The organism is Silvimonas terrae (assembly GCF_014202765.1).
In the GTDB taxonomy this organism is placed as follows: Bacteria; Pseudomonadota; Gammaproteobacteria; order Burkholderiales; family Chitinibacteraceae; genus Silvimonas; species Silvimonas terrae.
In genome coordinates this window covers 14,950-33,116 of sequence record NZ_JACHHN010000001.1, presented here as the reverse complement: position 1 = coordinate 33,116, position 18,167 = coordinate 14,950, and the positions used below count along the sequence as shown (strand labels likewise).

16 protein-coding genes and 3 tRNA genes are annotated in these 18,167 nt (G+C 58.9%); 7 read left to right on the top strand and 12 right to left on the bottom strand.

Annotation, left to right across the window (positions count from 1 at the left end; all coding sequences use genetic code 11):
• Positions 1–97 precede the first annotated feature (97 nt).
• Positions 98–988: a transcriptional regulator GcvA gene (gene gcvA / locus HNQ50_RS00145; RefSeq protein WP_184096330.1), complete on the top strand. Its 891-nt coding sequence runs from the start codon at positions 98–100 to the stop codon at positions 986–988.
• Between the two features lie 474 nt (positions 989–1,462).
• Here the strand turns inward: gcvA and HNQ50_RS00140 are convergent.
• The 6 genes from HNQ50_RS00140 to HNQ50_RS00115 form a co-directional block, all read right to left on the bottom strand.
• Positions 1,463–1,538: transfer RNA gene (locus HNQ50_RS00140), tRNA-Glu, on the bottom strand.
• Between the two features lie 33 nt (positions 1,539–1,571).
• Positions 1,572–1,648: transfer RNA gene (locus tag HNQ50_RS00135), tRNA-Arg, on the bottom strand.
• 81 nt (positions 1,649–1,729) lie between these two features.
• Positions 1,730–1,823 (bottom strand) — tRNA-Ser (locus HNQ50_RS00130).
• A 145-nt stretch (positions 1,824–1,968) separates the two neighbouring features.
• Complete coding sequence (locus HNQ50_RS00125) at positions 1,969–3,195, bottom strand: aspartate kinase (RefSeq protein ID WP_184096328.1); 1,227 nt, start codon at positions 3,193–3,195, stop codon at positions 1,969–1,971.
• Positions 3,196–3,368: 173 nt separating this feature from the next.
• Positions 3,369–4,439, bottom strand: a complete 1,071-nt coding sequence (gene alr / locus HNQ50_RS00120) for an alanine racemase (protein WP_184096326.1) — start codon at positions 4,437–4,439, stop codon at positions 3,369–3,371.
• Positions 4,440–4,546: 107 nt separating this feature from the next.
• The gene (locus HNQ50_RS00115) at positions 4,547–5,194 is read right to left on the bottom strand and encodes a DedA family protein (RefSeq protein ID WP_184096323.1); all 648 of its coding nucleotides are present in this window, start codon (positions 5,192–5,194) and stop codon (positions 4,547–4,549) included.
• 409 nt (positions 5,195–5,603) lie between these two features.
• Between HNQ50_RS00115 and lplT the strand changes: the two genes are divergently transcribed.
• From lplT to HNQ50_RS00085, 6 genes are all read left to right on the top strand, one after another.
• On the top strand, positions 5,604–6,896 hold the full coding sequence (lplT, locus tag HNQ50_RS00110; protein WP_184096321.1) for a lysophospholipid transporter LplT: 1,293 nt from the start codon (positions 5,604–5,606) through the stop codon (positions 6,894–6,896).
• A 363-nt stretch (positions 6,897–7,259) separates the two neighbouring features.
• Positions 7,260–7,892 carry a TetR/AcrR family transcriptional regulator gene (locus tag HNQ50_RS00105; RefSeq protein ID WP_184096319.1) on the top strand — a complete coding sequence of 211 codons (633 nt, stop codon included), beginning with the start codon at positions 7,260–7,262 and terminating at the stop codon, positions 7,890–7,892.
• A 2-nt stretch (positions 7,893–7,894) separates the two neighbouring features.
• On the top strand, positions 7,895–8,854 hold the full coding sequence (locus tag HNQ50_RS00100) for an HlyD family secretion protein (protein WP_184096317.1): 960 nt from the start codon (positions 7,895–7,897) through the stop codon (positions 8,852–8,854).
• Positions 8,847–9,800 (top strand): ABC transporter ATP-binding protein, encoded by a 954-nt coding sequence (locus HNQ50_RS00095; protein ID WP_184096314.1) that lies wholly within the window; start codon positions 8,847–8,849, stop codon positions 9,798–9,800. Before HNQ50_RS00100 ends, HNQ50_RS00095 begins: the two co-directional genes overlap by 8 nt.
• Positions 9,797–10,939: an ABC transporter permease gene (locus tag HNQ50_RS00090; protein ID WP_184096312.1), complete on the top strand. Its 1,143-nt coding sequence runs from the start codon at positions 9,797–9,799 to the stop codon at positions 10,937–10,939. Before HNQ50_RS00095 ends, HNQ50_RS00090 begins: the two co-directional genes overlap by 4 nt.
• A 3-nt stretch (positions 10,940–10,942) precedes the next feature.
• Positions 10,943–12,379, top strand: coding sequence for an efflux transporter outer membrane subunit (locus HNQ50_RS00085; RefSeq protein WP_184096310.1), 1,437 nt, complete (start codon positions 10,943–10,945; stop codon positions 12,377–12,379).
• Between the two features lie 20 nt (positions 12,380–12,399).
• On the opposite strand, the gene HNQ50_RS00080 is transcribed toward HNQ50_RS00085, so the two are convergent.
• The 6 genes from HNQ50_RS00080 to HNQ50_RS00055 form a co-directional block, all read right to left on the bottom strand.
• Positions 12,400–14,148 carry a response regulator gene (locus HNQ50_RS00080; protein WP_184096308.1) on the bottom strand — a complete coding sequence of 583 codons (1,749 nt, stop codon included), beginning with the start codon at positions 14,146–14,148 and terminating at the stop codon, positions 12,400–12,402.
• A 7-nt stretch (positions 14,149–14,155) separates the two neighbouring features.
• Positions 14,156–14,950: a flagellar motor protein MotD gene (gene motD / locus HNQ50_RS00075; RefSeq protein WP_184096306.1), complete on the bottom strand. Its 795-nt coding sequence runs from the start codon at positions 14,948–14,950 to the stop codon at positions 14,156–14,158.
• 33 nt (positions 14,951–14,983) lie between these two features.
• Positions 14,984–15,925: a S49 family peptidase gene (locus tag HNQ50_RS00070; protein WP_184096304.1), complete on the bottom strand. Its 942-nt coding sequence runs from the start codon at positions 15,923–15,925 to the stop codon at positions 14,984–14,986.
• 62 nt (positions 15,926–15,987) lie between these two features.
• Positions 15,988–16,386, bottom strand: coding sequence for a Rieske (2Fe-2S) protein (locus tag HNQ50_RS00065; RefSeq protein ID WP_184096302.1), 399 nt, complete (start codon positions 16,384–16,386; stop codon positions 15,988–15,990).
• Positions 16,365–17,021, bottom strand: coding sequence for an HAD-IA family hydrolase (locus HNQ50_RS00060; protein ID WP_184096299.1), 657 nt, complete (start codon positions 17,019–17,021; stop codon positions 16,365–16,367). Before HNQ50_RS00060 ends, HNQ50_RS00065 begins: the two co-directional genes overlap by 22 nt.
• Positions 17,022–17,065: 44 nt before the next feature.
• Positions 17,066–18,061, bottom strand: coding sequence for an RluA family pseudouridine synthase (locus HNQ50_RS00055; RefSeq protein ID WP_184096297.1), 996 nt, complete (start codon positions 18,059–18,061; stop codon positions 17,066–17,068).
• Positions 18,062–18,167: the final 106 nt, after the last annotated feature.

Sequence of the window (18,167 nt, the reverse complement as noted above, 5' to 3'; positions counted from 1 at the left end):
GGGTCCGTTCTTGTTGCACCTATTTGAATCTTTCGTAGCCTGACTATGCAAACTACATTTTTAATGACTATCATCAAAAAAAATTTGATGAGTCATCATGCCACGTCGTTTACCCCCGCTTAATGCATTGCGTATGTTTGAGGTTGCCGCCCGCTTGATGAGCTTTACGCAAGCAGCGGGCGAATTGCATGTCACCAACGCCGCGGTCAGTCACCAGATGAAACAACTGGAGGCATTTCTGGGCGTGCCGCTGTTTGAACGGCGCAACAACCAGCTCACCCTCACCAGCGCCGGAGAAGCTTATCTGCCGCGGGTTCGCGAGGCTTTTCGCGCCTTGCAGCAAGCCACCGACATGTTGCTGGATGACAAGACCATCACCCTCAAGGTGGCCGTGCCAGCCACCTTTGGCACCAAGTGGCTGGTGCCGCGCCTGTATCGTTTTCTCAACCTGCATCCGGATATCCGGGTGGAGGTCAACACCGACCATGAGCGGGATTACCTGCACAACGACATCACCATTGACTACCGCCAGGTCCACTCGCCCGACCTGATTGTTGAACGTTTCACGTCAAGTACGGTGTTCCCGGTATGTAGTCCGGCTTTGCAAGCTACGTTGCACACCCCTGCAGACCTGTCAAAACACACCCTGCTGCATGAGCGCAGCCCGCAACGGCATACGCATTTACCCAACTGGCAACAGTGGCTGGAAGAGACAGGTTTAACAGGGATTGATGCCACACGCGGGCCAGCATTTTCAGACTCGCAAATGACTTTGCAATGCGCCATTGACGGCCAGGGTGTCGCACTGGGGCAACGCATCCTGGTGGAATACGACATTGCCGCCGGACGGCTGATCAAGCCGCTGCCTACCGAAGTCTCGCTACGTGTGCCCTACTACCTGATCTTCTCGCATACGGCGCCAGAGAACCCCGGGTTTGCGGCGTTCAGAGCGTGGTTGATTGCGGAGGCCATGCGCAGCGAGGATTGAGCTTGCCCAAATAAAGGGGGTGATGAGCTTGCTACTGTCCTGCCATTTGCCTACGAATAGCCGGAAATAAGTGCATTTTTCAATGGCTTATGGATAAATGCCGCGATCTCGGGCATTTGCCCGCCCCATCCGATCCGTTTGAAAGACTGGCATGCCTGCAAGGACATACATATACAAACGTCGCATCATTACCTGCCTGCCTGGCACGATCGTCACCGGGTTTATCTGCCCGTTTGTGATCACCGAAACCAGCGCAGAGTGGTCTGGCAAGCCGCCCCTGCGATTTCCATCGCTGCAGGTATGCCAGACCTCCGAAGAGGCGGTAAAGCACGCGCACGAGTATGCCAAGGCGTGGATCGACGCGAATTCGTTGTGAATTCGTAGCGAATCAGGAAGAAGCGCAGAAAAGAGAGGCACAACAGACGGCAGAAACAAAAAAAGACCGCGTGTGCGATCTTGTTCAGTGGTGCCAGATGGCGTCCCCACGGGGATTCGAACCCCGGTTATCGCCGTGAAAGGGCGGTGTCCTAGGCCTCTAGACGATGGGGACGAGGCTCGCTATTCGCGATGGACTTGTGTGAGATGGTGCGCCCGGAGCGATTCGAACGCCCGACCCTCTGGTTCGTAGCCAGATACTCTATCCAACTGAGCTACGGGCGCACTGTCACAACACATTTACTGCTTACTGCACTTTATTGCATTCTGCCAGGCAGACTGCATTAAATAAAACTGCAGTACCGCTGGCGGAGACGGAGGGATTCGAACCCTCGATACAGGTTTAAGCCCGTATGCTTCCTTAGCAGGGAAGTGATTTCAGCCACTCATCCACGTCTCCGTCAAGGGAAGCGGGATAATACCCTGCGCCCTTGGGGGCGTCAAGAAAACTGCAGGCTTAAAATCAACATTTTTCGCTAATACCCTGCCCTGCAACAATAAAAAACGGCAGCGCCAGGCTGCCGTTCTTATCGACACCCGCCAGATCAGAGAACCTGATCCAGACCAAATGCCTTGTGCAGCACGCGTACGGCCAGTTCCAGATACTTTTCATCCACGATCACCGAAATCTTGATTTCAGAGGTGGAGATCATCTGGATGTTGATGCCTTCTTCGGCCAGGGTGCGGAACATGGTGGACGCTACGCCCACGTGACTACGCATGCCCACGCCGACGATGGAGATCTTGCAGATCTTGTCGTCGCCAGAGATGCTGCGGGCGGCAATGTGATCCTGCACGCTTTCCAGTACCTTGATCGTGCGCGGCAGATCGTTCTTGGGTACGGTGAAAGAGAAGTCGGTCGTGCCTTCCTGGCCGACGTTCTGGATGATCATGTCCACATCGATGTTGGCGTCAGCCACCGGGCCCAGAATCTGATAGGCGATGCCAGGTTTGTCCGGCACACCAGTCACGTTGATACGGGCTTCGTCACGGTTGAAAGCGATACCGGAAACGACGGGTTTTTCCATGTTGGAGTCTTCCTCGAAAGTAATCAGCGTGCCCTCGCCATCTTCCTGGAACGAGGACAGCACGCGCAATTTCACGTTGTACTTGCCGGCAAACTCAACCGAGCGAATCTGCAGCACCTTGGAGCCCAGGCTGGCCATTTCCAGCATTTCTTCAAAGGTGATGGTCTTGAGTTTGCGTGCTTCAGGTACAACCCGCGGGTCGGTGGTATATACGCCATCGACATCGGTATAAATCTGGCATTCATCGGCATGCAAGGCTGCGGCCAGCGCCACGCCGGTGGTATCGGAACCACCACGACCCAGCGTGGTGATATTGCCTTCGGCGTCCACGCCCTGGAAACCCGCCACGATCACAACGCGGCCAGCATTCAGGTCGGCACGCATGTTTTCGTCGTCGATCGACTGGATGCGGGCTTTGGTAAAGGCGCTATCGGTCAGGATTTTGACCTGACCGCCAGTGTACGAGCGCGCATCAATGCCGGCGTCCTTGAGGGCCATGGCCAGGAGGCCAATGGTGACCTGCTCACCGGTAGAGATAATCACGTCCAGTTCACGCGGATCAGGATTGACCTGCATTTCTTTGGCGAGCGCGATCAGGCGGTTGGTTTCACCGCTCATTGCGGACAAAACAATCACCAGATCATGGCCTTGCGCCTTGAACCGGGCGACGCGTTTGGCCACATTCTTGATACGCTCCGGCGTGCCCACGGAGGTGCCGCCGTATTTCTGGACAATCAATGCCATATGCAACCTGCTGGTTGAGAAACGGAAAAATCCGGAATTAAAACCGCCGGCATTGCGGCCAGCGGCGGGTGATCAAGCGAAGCATTCTATATAAGAAAGCGGCGCTTTTCGAGCCTGTTGGCAGCGTCTGGCTGCCATTTGCCACAAAAAAGGGCAATACCGGCTAGCCCTGGTCAACCCTCATGAACCGGCACACGCGGTGCAACAGCACACATCAGCTCATAGCCAATGGTCCCCGCGGCGCGCGCCACCTCGTCAATCGGCACCTCACTACCCCACAGTTCAACCGGGCTGCCAATCTGCGCCTGCGGCAGATCGGTAATATCAATGGTCAGCATATCCATCGACACCCGCCCGATCACGCGTGTGCGCTGCCCTGCCACATTGACGGGCGTGCCAGCTGGCGCGTGGCGCGGATACCCGTCAGCATAGCCGCAAGCGACCACCCCGATACGCATGGGCCGGTCAGCGGTAAAAGTGGCACCATAACCCACTGTATCGCCGGCTTGCAGGTGCTGTACGGCAATCAGTTGCGATTGCAGGGTCATGGCCGCCTGCAGCCCAAGCTCTTTGGCACTGCGATCATCGAACGGGGAAGCCCCATACAGCACAATGCCAGGCCGTACCCAGTCCGTGCGGGTTTGCGGATAGGCGAAGGTGGCTGCGGAATTGGCCAGCGAAATGGGCAGTTTCAGCCCTTCTGTCGCGTGCTGGAAACGGGTGAACTGTTTTTCTATGCCCTTGGCCGGCTCATCGGCGGTGGCAAAGTGCGCCATCAAGGTTACGCTGGCGACATTGGACAGACTACCCAGCTTTGCGGCCAGGTCGCGGGCTTGTTCTGCCGGGAAACCCAGCCGGTTCATGCCGGTATTGAGCTTGAGGAAAATGTTGAGCGGTTGCGGCAGGGTGACTTGTTCCAGCCACGCCAGGTGTCCAGGCTCGTGCACAGCCACAGAGAAATTCTGGCGTGCGGCCTCTATCAGTTCGGACTGGCTAAAGACGCCTTCAAGCAGCAGCACGGGCTGTTGCATACCCCAGCGCCGCAGCGCCAGCGCGCCTTCAATCTCCAGAATGCCAAAGCCATCGGCGTGGGCCAGCGCTCTGGCAGCGCGTTCAAGACCATGCCCGTAGGCGTTGGCTTTGACCACGGCAAATGCGCGGCTAGCCGGAGCGGTCTGTTTGACCTGGTTGTAGTTGTGGGTGATTGCCTTGCTGTGAACGATAGCCTTGATAGGGCGAGTCATGTCGGGAACCGGATGGTTAGTCACTGGGCAAGGAGAGCCTGACAAAACCCGCTGAAGCGCTCACCCACAACGGTGAGAGGTGACCAGCAGGGTTTTGCAAGTCGCTCCTATTCTTCGCGCAGCACCTTGCTCGTCAACGCTTTGCAGTGACTCTGGTGGCGCTTGTGTCTGATGTACCAGATCAGCGTCAAAGTCGCCAGTGCGGCCAACACCAACCACATGCCCGTCTGACCCTGTTTGATGGCGTGCTCCAGCCACTGGCGCTGGAATGCGCCGTAGTAGCCCAGATACACCCAGACCGGCACGCTGATGAGTGCGGCAAGGCCATCGGCCAGTAAAAAACGCCAGAACGGAATGCAGCGGGACATGCCCGCCGTGAGGTAGATCGGAGTACGCAGGCCCGGCAAGAAGCGCGCTACAAACAAGACGCGGTTACCGTAGCGGCGGAATTTGTCCTGTACGGCGGCGTAGCGTTCGGGCGTAAGCACATGGGCCACCCAGCGCCATTTGAGCGCCCGCGTGCCAAAATGCCGACCAATGAAAAACATGATGGAATCGCCCACCAGCACGCCGGCCATCCCCACGCCAAACATGGTGTGAACGTCTGCAAACCCGAGCCCGGAGATGATGCCGCCGGCCACAAGCGTGATGTCTTCCGGGATCGGCACGCCGAAACCGCAGACCAGCAGGACACCGAAAACGGCCACGTAGCCGTAATCAGTAAAGACAGGAAGAAGATATTGCAGAATATCCATGCGTATTGACCGAACCCAGGTTTTGACCAGCAACCCAAACCTTGAAAGCACCCCGCCAGTGTGGCCGCGAGGAGCGACGTATACTCCGTTGACTACCATGTCGCTTGTGGTGGTTGTATGCCGGACCCTTAGTTCGAGCAGGGGTTAATCCCCTTATCGTAATGGACCACACTATATCATGCGATATTCAGGAGTACTGATAGATGCCGTTACGTTTGTCAGGTTCAGATTGCCTGGCGCGCAGAAGGTTTCCGTTTTGTATCCCGCCTGTCGTGGCAATATGTCGGCGCGAACTAACTAAACATGATATAAAACCGCGCAGCATGCTGATCTTTTGCCGCCGGTTGATGAGGCTGGCAGCGGCATATCATCACGCTCAACATCAAATACAACAGGTTTCGTTCCGGGCATGAATCGCGGTTTTTTCATCATCCTGGGTGCACAATTTCTTTCTGCGCTCGCTGACAATGCGCTTTTCATTGCAGCCCTGACCCTTTTACGTGAACAAAGCGCGCCTGAGTGGCATTTGTCCATGCTGCTCTGGAGCTTCACGGTTTCTTATGTGGTCCTGGCGCCGTTTGCCGGCTCTTTTGCAGATTCCATGCACAAAGGCCGCGCCATGATGATCTGCAACGGCATCAAACTGATTGGCTGCGCCTGCATGCTGACCGGCGTGCCGCCCATCATCGCCTATGCCATCGTCGGCTTTGGCGCCGCGGCTTACTCTCCCGCCAAATATGGCCTGATCACCGAATACCTGCCGCACGAACAACTGGTTGAAGCCAATGGCTGGCTGGAAGGCGCCACGGTGGGTGCCATCATCTTTGGCACCGTGCTGGGCGGCATTCTGGTGGGCACGCGGGCCAGCGACTTTTACGACACGCTGGTACTCAGCCAGTGGCTCTCTCCCGCGCAATTTGCCATGTGCGCCATCATTGCGCTGTATCTGGCGGCGGGCTGGCTCAATTTGTATATCCCCAAGCTCAAGGTGCATCTCAAGCCCTTGCATCTGGACCCGTTATTCCTGATCCGTGAGTTCTGGTGGTGCGTGCGCCGCTTGTGGAAAGACCCGCAAGGCCAGTTATCACTGGCGGTGACCACCTTGTTCTGGGGCGCGGGGGCCACCATGCGTTTGGTGGTGCTCAACTGGGCGGTGATCTGGTTGAACTACAGCATGGAACAGGCCACCCGTCTGGTGGCCGTGGTGGCATTCGGCACCGCCTTCGGCGCCATTCTGGCTGGCCGCTTTGTACCCTTGCGCCGGGCGTTCGCCGTGCTGCCGGCCGGTATTTTGATGGGTCTGGCCGTCATGGGGATGTTGCTGGTGCATAGCGCTCAGGTCGCCGCTGTGCTGATGTTCCTGGTGGGCGCTTTGTCCGGCTGGTTTGTCGTACCGCTGAACGCCATGCTGCAGCACCGCGGGCATATGTTGATGGGTGCGGGGCACTCTATTGCCGTGCAGAACTTCAATGAGAATATCGGCATCCTGGTGATGGTCGGTGCGCACGCGCTGCTGGTTCGATATCTGTCGACGCCGTTGTCCACCCATGCCACCGAACTGGTGCAGGATCAGTTTTCTGCCAGTGGCATGCCCCCCATGTACACCATCATTATCGGCTTTGGTCTTGTGGTGGCGCTGGTCATGACCTGGCTTACATTGCGGTACACACGCGGCCAACGTGCCGGCAAGATGCACGACTAAGGGGGCTCCGGTTGCTCGATTGTGCGGTCCTTTCATCATGACCTTGCACATATCCCCCTCGTCATTCCGGCGCACGCCGGAATCCGGAAAGCCTGCCACATGGGCTTATCCCCCGCAAACCACTGACCACCCGTTTTCGGTGCCTGCGGCACACCTGTTTACACCTGGATTCCGGCTCAAGGCCGGAATGACGAGTCCGGGGTATGCATCCTTCCCCCTCCTCACTCCTCACTCCTCACTCCTCACTCCTCACTCCTCACTCCTCACTCCTCACTCCTCACTCCTCACTCCTCACTCCTCACTCCTCACTCCTCACTCACATTTCATCTTGAATTAATTAATTCATTAATTAAGCTGGAATGTATGAGCCAAACCAAGCCCCGCGGTCGTCCTGCCGCCATGGACCAGAACGCACGCTCCATTTTGCTGGATGCGGCCACCAACCTGTTTGCCCATCAAGGCGTTGCCGCCACCACGCTGGCGCAGGTTGCCCGCGCGGCGGACGTGACCCCCGCCATGGTGCATTACTACTTCAAGAACCGCGACCAGCTGCTGGATGCCGTGGTGGATGAGCGTGTTTTCCAGTTTGTAGAACTGGTCTGGACCCCACCCGCGCCAGGCGCCGATATCGCCACCGTCATGGCGGGCATGGCCGAGCGCATCATTCGCGGCGTGGAGTCCATGCCCTGGCTACCCTTGCTATGGGTGCGCGAAGTATTAAGCGAAGGCGGCATGCTGCGCGAACGCATGATGCAGCGATTGCCGTTTGACCGGGTACAGCAACTGGCCGCGCTGATTGGCGATGGTCAGCGCAACGGCACGGTCAACCCGGATCTGGAACCGCGGTTGCTGTTCATTACCGTGCTGGCCATGAGTCTGATGCCACTGGCCACCGCCAGCATCTGGCGTACGCGGCCCGGCATGCAGGATATCGACAACACTGTTTTGATCCGCCACGTCACCGCAATCCTGCGGCACGGCCTGGCGCGGGAGTAACCATGCGTCATTTGCCTTTACTCGTCCTTAGCCCCGTACTGACCTTGTTGCTGACCGCATGCGGCGAGCCTGCCAGCAACGCCTGGCAAGGTTATGTTGAAGGTGAGTACGTTTATGTCGCCACCTCCCAGGCGGGCCGGCTGGATCAGCTATCCGTGCAACGCGGGCAACAGGTTCGGGAGGGGCAACCGCTATTTGCACTGGAAGCCCAGAACGAGGCCGCCGCGCAACGCCAGGCGCAACAGCAATTGCGGGCGGCACTGGCCCAACTGGCCGATATGCGTAGCGGTAAACGCCCGCCGGAAATCAGCGTGACGCGGGCGCAACTGGCCGCCGCGCAGATCACTGCCCACAACGCCCAGACCCAGCTGGACCGGGATGAAATCCAGTTTGCCGCCGGCGGCGTATCCCGCCAGCAACTGGACGACTCGCGTACCAGCGCGCAATCGGCGGCGGCTCAGGTAACCCAACTGAAAAACCAGTTGCAGGTCGATGCCCTGCCCGGCCGCGAACAGCAGATCAACGCCCAGGCCGCCCAGGTCGCCGCCGCCCGGGCGACGCTGGAACAAGCCAGCTGGAAGCTGGATCAGAAAACCGTGGATGCCACACGCAGCGGCCTGGTGTTTGACACCTTGTACCAACCCGGAGAGTGGGTCGCGGCCGGCAACCCGGTGGTGCGCATGCTGCCGCCAGAGAACATCAAGGTGCGCTTTTTTGTGCCGGAAGCTGAAGTCGGCCATCTGAAAACCGGCCAGGCGGTCACCATTCATTGCGATGGCTGCGAGGCGGATATCGCGGCCCGCATCACGTTTATATCCAGCGAGGTGGAATACACGCCGCCGGTGATTTACAGCAACGAAAACCGCAACAAACTGGTGTTCCTGATCGAAGCCCATCCCAACGCCAAAAAAGCGCCCGCGCTCCATCCGGGCCAACCGGTTGAGGTGCGTCTCAATGACTGATGCACCAGCCGACGCCGGCCCGGTCATTGATGTGCACGGGTTGAACAAGCATTTTGGCGATAAACACGTGGTCAAGGACCTGGACATGCAGGTCCAGCGCGGCGAAATCTATGGCTTTCTGGGGCCGAACGGCAGCGGCAAAACCACGTCGATCCGCATGATGTGTGGGCTACTCACGCCAGATTCCGGCACCGGCACCTGCCTGGGCTTCGATATCCGCAAGCAAAGTGCCGAGATCAAACGCCATGTGGGCTATATGACCCAGAAATTCTCATACTGGGATGACCTGACCATCCGCGAGAATCTGGACTTCATCGCCCGCATGTATGAAATGAAAGACCGCAAACAGAAGGTTGACCAGGCGCTGGAAAGCCTGGGTCTGGCATCCCGCGCCAAACAGCTGACCGGGTCGCTCTCTGGCGGCTGGAAACAACGCCTGGCGCTGGCCGCCTGCATGCTGCACGAACCCCGGTTGCTGCTGCTGGATGAACCCACCGCCGGTGTCGACCCCACGGCACGGCGGGATTTCTGGGAAGAACTGCATCGGCTGGCCGCCCAGGGCATCAGCGTGCTGGTCAGCACGCACTATATGGACGAAGCCGAGCGTTGCCACAAGCTGGCCTACATTGCCTACGGCAGCCTGCTGGCGCAAGGCACGGCGCAAGAGATCATCGATAGCCAGCAATTGACCACCTGGTCGTTGCGTGGCGACAACCTGGTGCAATTGGGGAGCGACTTGCGCCAGCAACCGGGCGTGGATCAAACCGTGGCCTTTGGCAATGCACTGCATATCAGCGGCAAAGATGCCGACGCGCTGGAACGCACCCTCAAGCAAGTGGCCGCTGAACGCCATCTGCAGCTGGAACCTGCCGAAACCAGTCTGGAAGACGTCTTCATCTACATGATGAAGCAATCCACCGACAACTTTGCGGAAGCCGGAGCATGAGTCGCCCACACCCGTTTTCCATTGCCCGCTGGTGGAGCATCGTGCTCAAAGAGTTTTTGCAGCTCAAGCGCGACCGCGTCACGTTCGGCATGATTGTCGGCGTGCCCATCATGCAGATGCTGCTGTTTGGCTTTGCCATCAATACCGACCCGCATCACATGCCCACGGCAGTGATTGCCCAGGATAACAGCGAGTTCACGCGCAGCTTTGTGGCGGCGCTGCGTAACTCGGATTATTTCCGGATTGTGGACTCATTGCCGGATGAACAATCCGGCCGCGCCGCACTGGCGCAGGGCAAGGTCTTGTTTGTGCTCAATATTCCGCCCGACTTCACCCGCAAACTGGTACGCGGGGAAAAACCCTCATTGCTGATTGAGGCCGATGCCACCGACCCCACCGCGATGTCTGCCGCGCTGGCCGCCGTACCGCAATTGGTGCAATCGGTGGCAGATAAGGATCTCAAAGGCGCGCTAGCGCATTTCAATGGCAGCGCCGCACCGTTTGACGTCAACGTACACCGGCTCTACAACCCCGAAGGCATCACCCAGTACAACGTTGTGCCGGGCCTGATGGGCGTGGTGCTCTCCATGACGCTGGTGATGATGACCGGTCTTGCCATGACCCGCGAACGCGAACGCGGCACTATGGAAAACCTGCTGGCGACGCCGGTCCGGCCCATCGAAGTCATCACCGGCAAGATCGTGCCCTACGTGGTGATCGGGCTGATCCAGGCCACGATTATTTTGCTGGGCGCGCGGCTGGTGTTCCACGTACCGATGGTGGGCAGCCTGATTGCGGTGTATTGCGCGGCGTTGTTGTTTATTGCCGCCAGCCTGATGGTGGGCATCACGCTCTCTTCACTGGCGCAAAACCAGTTGCAGGCCATGCAACTGACCGTATTTTATTTCCTGCCCAATATCTTGCTCAGCGGCTTCATGTTTCCTTTTCAGGGCATGCCCCTGTGGGCGCAATACATTGGCAATGTGCTGCCGCTGACGTATTTCAACCGCTTGATCCGTGGCATCTTGCTCAAGGGCAATGGCTGGCTTGATCTGTGGCCCAGCCTCTGGCCGCTGATGATTTTCACCACGGTGGTCATGCTGATTGCCATCAAGTTCTACCGCAACACGCTGGATTGAATCATGCCCCCACTCCTGCCCCGACTATGTCTTGTGACTTTGGCCAGCGCGCTAGGCGCGTGTGCGGTTGGCCCGGATTTTCACACGCCTGCGCCACCTGCCAGCCAGGATTGGGTTGCCACACCTGCCACCAGCACGCCCGCCGCAGAGGGCACCAGCCAGCAGTTGATCAGCACCGATGCCGCGCCGGCGTACTGGTGGCGGCAATTTGGCTCCAGCCAGATCAACGACTGGGTGGATCAGGCACTGGCGCATAATCAGACGCTGGCCCAGGCCGAAGCCCATCTGCGCCAGGCGCAAGAGCAGCTCAATGCCGAAACGGGGGCCACGCAATACCCGCAACTTGATCTGAAAGTGGGTGCGCAGCGACAGAAGATTGATCTGGCGGCATTTGGCATTACCAACGTACCCAGCCCGCCGCCCTTCAATTTGTACAACGTCTCGTTGAACGTGGCGTATACCTTCGACCTGTTTGGAGCCAATCGCCGGCAACTGGAAGCACTCGGCGCCACGGTGGATTACCAGGCCTTTGAGTTGCAAGCTGCCCGCCTGAGTGTGGCCGGCAATGTGGTGACGGCGGCCATTCGGCTGGCGGCGGTGCGCACGCAAATTGAAACCACCCAACAACTTTTAGCCACGCAAGAACGCCAGTTGCAGATCATGCAACAACGCCTGCATGCGGGTGGCGTGGCGCAACTGGACATCCACAACCAGCAAAGCCTGATTGCCCAAACCCGCGCCAGTATTCCGCCGCTGCAAAAACAGGCCGGGCAGATGGAGCATCAGTTGGCGGTCTATCTGGGCGCGCCACCGTCTCAATTGGCCGCAGCGGATATCGACCTCTCTACCCTCACCCTGCCCGCCAGCCTGCCGCTGACGGTGCCATCCAGCATGGCGCGGCAGCGGCCGGATATCCGGGCGGCAGAAGCCCTGTTACATCAGGCCTCCGCGCAAGTGGGTGTCGCGACAGCCAATCTGTATCCGCAACTCACCCTTTCGGGCAGCATCGGCTCAGAGCGCACCGGCTCGCACGATCTGACCAATGGGCTGAATGTGTGGAATATCGGGCTGGGTTTGATGCAGCCGTTGTTTCATGGTGGCGAGTTACAAGCCAGAAAACGCGGCGCTGAAGCGGCCTGGCAAGGGGCAACGGCGGCTTACCAGCAAACGGTGCTGACGGGCCTGCAACAAGTAGCCGATGCGCTGACTGCGCTAGACACGGATGCCAGCACGCTAGCGGCGCGCAATCAGGTCAAAACACAGAACGACGCCATCTTGCGCACCACGCAAGCGCGTTATTCGGCCGGAGGTGTAAGCATGCTGCAATTGCTCGACAGCCAGCGCCAGCAACAGCAAAGCGCCCTGGACGAGATCGGGGCACGGGCAGACCGGCTGGCCGATTCTGCGGCATTGATGCAGGCATTGGGAGGCGGGGCGTAATGCGGTGAGAAGCGGCGTGCTTACAAGCGCCCGATCAGCGCAGCCAGCTCGACCTGGCGTACCGGTTTTTCCAGGAAATCATCCATCCCCGCGACCATGCATGCCTCGCGGTCTGCTTCAGAGGTATTGGCGCTCAGAGCAACGATGCGCAAGGGGCGCGCGCCGGTTTCCCGCTCCAGTTGCCGGATATGCCAGGCAGCCGTCAGCCCATCCATGACCGGCATTTGTACGTCCATCAACACCAGGTCAAACGCCTGCTGGATCACCAGTTCCAGCGCGGCATCGCCATCGTGCGCCACGGTCACCTGATGGCCCATCTTCTCCAGAAAACGCCGCGCGACCAGGCAGTTGACGGCATTGTCATCCACCACCAGCACCTGCATTGCATGTGCCGGCAGCGGGATGGACTCTGCTGCGACAGGCGTCGCGCTCACCTTCAATTGCGCCGTAAACGCAAACACGCTGCCACCACCCGGATTGTCTTCTACCCACAACTGGCCGCCCATCAAACCAACCAGTCTCCGGGAAATGGTCAGCCCCAGACCGCTGCCGCCAAATTGCTGGGCGATACGGTTATCGGCCTGGGTGTACGGCAAGAAAATGGCTTCACGCCGGTCTGCCGGCACGCCGGGGCCGGTATCGCTCACCGCGCAGGTCATCACCACCTGATCGTCATGGCGCTGGTGCACGGTCAGGCTGACGGCGACTTGCCCCTGGCGGGTGAATTTGAGCGCGTTGCCCGTCAGATTGACCAGCACCTGCTTGAGCCGGGTGACATCCCCCACCAGCGCGGGCGGTACGTCCTCTCCCAGATGGCTAGCCAGTTGCAGGCCCTGCAATTGGGCCTGCGGCAGGAACATGCGTTGCAGATCATCCAGCAGTTGTTGCGGGGAGAACGGCGCGGGCACCAGCTCCAGCCGGCCCGCCTCGATCCGGGAGTAATCCAGCACGCCGTTGATTTGCGCCAGCAAGGCATCGGTCGAGGAGCGGATGATTTCCACCTGCTCGCGCTGCGAGCCCGGCAACGGCTGGCTGGCCAGCAATTGCGCCATGCCCAGAATGCCGTTCATGGGCGTCCGGATTTCGTGGCTGATGGCGGCGAGGAATTCATCCTTGGCGCGCGCACTGCGTTCCAGGTCTTGCGTGGCAATTTTCAGATCCGCCAGCAGCCGCGCTTTTTCCTGATCCAGCCCGATGGTTTCAATCAAGACGTGATGGTATTCGCTGGCACTGCGCAACAAGGTGAAGATGAAGACCAGCAGCAACACTGCAAACATGGCGCCAAAACGCCCCGGGTTGATCATGGCAAAGATCAGCATGGGCAGGGTCAGCAGTGCGACGTAGGTACGCAAGGCCCAGCGGGAGGGGGCCAGGATCGGCAAGGAGCCTGCGGCCATGCCGCTCAACAGCAGGGCGATGAAAAAGCGCGCCGTCTCCGAGACATGCATGCCGAAATACAAACAACCCGAACCCCAGCCGGCGCCACTGAGCAACACCCCAAAGTAGTAACGGTAACGCCACTTGAGCACCTGATTGGGCCTGGGTTTGGCCAGCCGGAAACGTTCTGCCAACCACAAACGCCCCAGCAGGATCAGCGCCATGCACGTCCACCAGACCAGCAACACCGGGCGGATCACATCCCCGCGCAAAGCAAAGGCCAGGCAACTGGCGTTGATCAAGCTGGTGACCTGGGCCAACCGGGCATTGCGAAACAGAATCTGCGTGGTACGCCATACCACATGCGGATCACGCAGAAACACAGAAGCCATGGCAGCCTCAGTGCTGCGGCTGCGGCTGGGACGCCGTCAGCACGGACACATCATCACGATTGTTCGCCAGGATGTTGATGGTCACGCGCCGATTACGGGCGCGGCCTTCCGGGCTATCGTTGGGCTCGACCGGGCGATACTCGCCATAGCCCATGGCCACCATGCGCTCCGGGGCAATGCCGGTATCGGCAAACAAGCGCACGACCGAGGCTGCGCGGGCGGCAGAGAGCTCCCAGTTGGAGGGGTATTGCGGCGACTTGATGGGCTGGTTATCCGTATTGCCTTGCACTTCAATCAGATTATCCGTGCTGGTCAGGCGCTGCGCCACGGCGCGCAAGGCGGCGGCCGAGTTGGTTTGCAGCTCCGCCTTGGCGGTGTCAAACAGCACGCTATCACTGATCTCCACGGCAATGCCGCGGGCCGATTGTGTCACCCGCACTTTACCTTGCTGGATCAACGGGCCCAGTGCCGCACGCAGATCGTCGGCCATGCCGCTCATGCGGCGCGTCTGCTCGACCAGTTTGGTGTTTTCTGGCGAACTGGTCGGCGCACTTTGCGGGTGCGAGACGATCGGGGCAATCACCTGCTTGCCCGCCGGCGCAGCGCCGATTGCGGGTTTGGCATCGTTATTCTGAAAGGCATTGACCAGCGAATCAGACAGCACGCGGTACTTGCCTTCGTTCACGGAGGAGATGGCATACATCACCACAAAAAACGCAAACAGCAGCGTGATGAAGTCAGCGTATGAAACCAGCCAGCGTTCATGGTTCTCATGCTCCTCCTCGCGCTTTTTGCGTGCCATCGCCCCGCCCTCGTTCTGGATCAGTCAAACAAATCAGTGAATGCTCAGCTTGAGCTGGCTGGCCAGTTGCGTTGCCGCGGTCACGCCAATACGCCGTGCAAAACGGTCAAAATAACCAGGCTGCGGGGTAAAGTCGACTACATCCGGGGCTTTGACTACATCCCGCGCCACACTGTCGACCGAACCCAGGCCATCCACAAGGCCCAGCTTGATACCAGTGGTCCCCGTCCAGATCAGACCGGAGAACAAATCCGGATTATCCAGCGCCAGCTTCTTGCCACGGCCGGCCTTCACGGTATCGATGAATTGCTGGTGGATTTCATCGAGCATGGCTTGCGCCTTGCCCTTTTGGGCGGCGTTCAGCGGCGAATACGGATCAAGGAAGCCCTTGTTGGCGCCCGCTGTCAGCAAACGGCGCTCTACGCCCAGTTTTTCCATGGTGCCGGTAAAGCCAAATCCATCCATCAACACGCCGATCGAGCCCACCATCGAGGCTTTGTCGGCATAAATCCTGTCAGCGGCCACGGCCGCGTAATAGCAGCCAGAGGCGCAGATATCACCAATCACCACATACAAGGGAATGGCCGGATATTTTTGCTTAAGGCGCAACAGTTCGTCATGCAACTGGCCCGCCTGGACCGGGCTACCACCCGGACTATTGAAGTTCAACAGCACCGCTTTGGTGTTTTTGTCCTCATAGGCGGCATTGACACCGTCAAGCACGTTTTCGATATTGGCTTCGCCATCGGCGGAGATTTCGCCCGTCATGCTGACCATGGCGGTATGCGGGCCAGTGGAGACGCTCTCCAGTTCCTTGCCGCCAAACCAGCCCATGCCCAGGCCGATAATCAACAGCACAATGCCAAAACCCAGCAGGCGGAAAAAGATATTCCAGCGGCGGGCGCGGCGTTGCTCTTTCAGGCCGGCCTGCAGCAGGTCAGTCAGGACCTGGCGCTCCCAGGGTTGTTGTTCCATGATGTGGCTTCTCTTTGTCGATGCGGGTTTCTGTGTTTTTGCGTGTTTTTTGCGCCGACCGGTTAATCCGGCCAGCCGTCTTGCCCGGTTGCTGGCGAGAGCCAGTATATCTTGCCCGCACGCTCTGCAACCGGCACGGATTCCAGCCGCCGCCCCGGGCAGGGGCCGCCCAGGCACAGGCCGCTCTCTGGCGCATAGTAGGCACCGTGCGTGGCGCAAACAAGAAAGTTGTGGCTTAGATCAAAAAAATCGCCAGGCTGGTAATCCAGTTCGATGGGGATATGCGCGCAGGAATTCAGATACGCATACACCTTGCCGCCAAAACGCACGGCAAACGCTTCGCGCTCCTCGCCATACCAATCCACCCGGAAACGCTGGCCCAGACCGCGCTCAGTCAGCGCGCCGCTGTCGCAGATTTCCTGGCCATCCGCATCGGTACTTACGCTTTGTTGAGTATCCATGCTGCCAGATCACCAAATTGGTCAAAGTGGTTCAGCGGTTTCTCCGCCCGCAAGGCGGCCGCAGGGTGGGCACCGCAACCCAGAGAAATCGTGGCTGTACCGGCGTTCTGGCCCATTTGCAGATCATGCGTGGTATCGCCAATCATGATGGCGCGCCTGGGAACGACCCCGGTGAAGTCCAGAATGTATTCCAGCATGGCCGGATGCGGTTTGGAAAACGCTTCATCTGCTGTGCGGGTCACTTCAAACAAATCGCCCAGGCCCGTTGCCCCCAGCGCACGATTCAGGCCTACCCGGGATTTTCCGGTCGCCACTGCCAGCATGTAACCAGCCTCGCGAAACCGGGGTAGCGCCTCGACCACCCCCTCAAACAGCACCAGATGGGCATCTTGCTGCAGGTAATGTTGTTTGTAGGCGTCCACAATCCGCGCCACGGCGGCGTCATCGGCCTCTGGCGCCAGATATTGCATGGCCTCTTTCAAGCCATAGCCAATGACATAGGCCGCTTTTTCGTATTCCGGCACCGGCAGGCCCGCATCGGCAAACGCCAACTGGATCGAGCGGGCGATGGTCCCGGTGGAGTCCATCAAGGTACCGTCCCAATCGAACACCAGTAAATCAAAATCCTGACGCATGAAAACCCTGCCTGATCTGTTGAACGATTAAATCTGTTGCGGAATCAATCTCGTGTGGCTTTGGGCTTGGCGGCGGAGCTGGCCGTTTTGCGCGGCGCTGTGCTGGCTTCAACAAACTGCGCCAGTTCAGTGGGCAACGGCGCTTCGATCTTCAACTCTTCGCCGGAAATGGGGTGCGCGAGGGTCAACTGCCAGGCATGCAGAAACATGCGTTTGAGCCCTTCTTTGGGCAGTTGCTTGTTGAGCGGGAAATCACCGTATTTTTCATCGCCCAGAATCGGAAACCCGGCGGAGGCCAGATGCACCCGAATCTGGTGGGTACGGCCGGTTTTGAGTTCACACTCCACCAGCGAATAATGCTCACCCACACGGCGGCGATACACCACGGTGTGCGCCTCCTGCCCGTCCTGCGTCACCTTCACCCGGCGCTCCCCTTCCGGCGTGTGGTACTTGAAGAGCTTGAAGCGCAGATGGCGTTTGTCGTCCGGCCAAACCCCCAACACCATCGCCAGATAGCGCTTATCAATATTGTGGTTGTCGCGCAGCATATCGTGCAGCTTGACCAGCGCACTGCGCTTTTTGGCCACCATCAGGATACCGGAGGTCTCCCGGTCCAGCCGGTGAACCAGCTCCAGAAATTTGGCCTCCGGGCGCTGGGCACGCAAGAGTTCAATCACGCCAAAGTTCACGCCTGAACCGCCATGCACCGCCAGACCGGCAGGTTTGTTGATGGCCAGGAGTGCGTCATCTTCAAACAAGATGGGCAGATCAATGCGCTGGGCAGCCGCCTGAGCCGGCGCAATGTCCGGCGCATCGGCCACGCGTACGGGGGGCACACGCACAATATCACCCGTTTCCAGACGATAGGTGACGTCGACGCGGCCTTTGTTCACGCGCACCTCGCCACCACGAATAATCTTGTAAACGCGGCTTTTCGGCACACCTTTGAGCTCGCGCAACAAAAAATTATCAAGGCGCTGTCCAGCTTGCTCTGAGGTTATTTCGATAAAGTTGACAGACGCTTTGCTAGTCTGAGACATATTGACTTATACTCTGTGACACGTTGCAGCATGACATTGATGTGACACTCGCCGGCCCTTTTGCCCGCGAACATCGCTGCAACATTGTTCCCGTTCTTTGATCGAC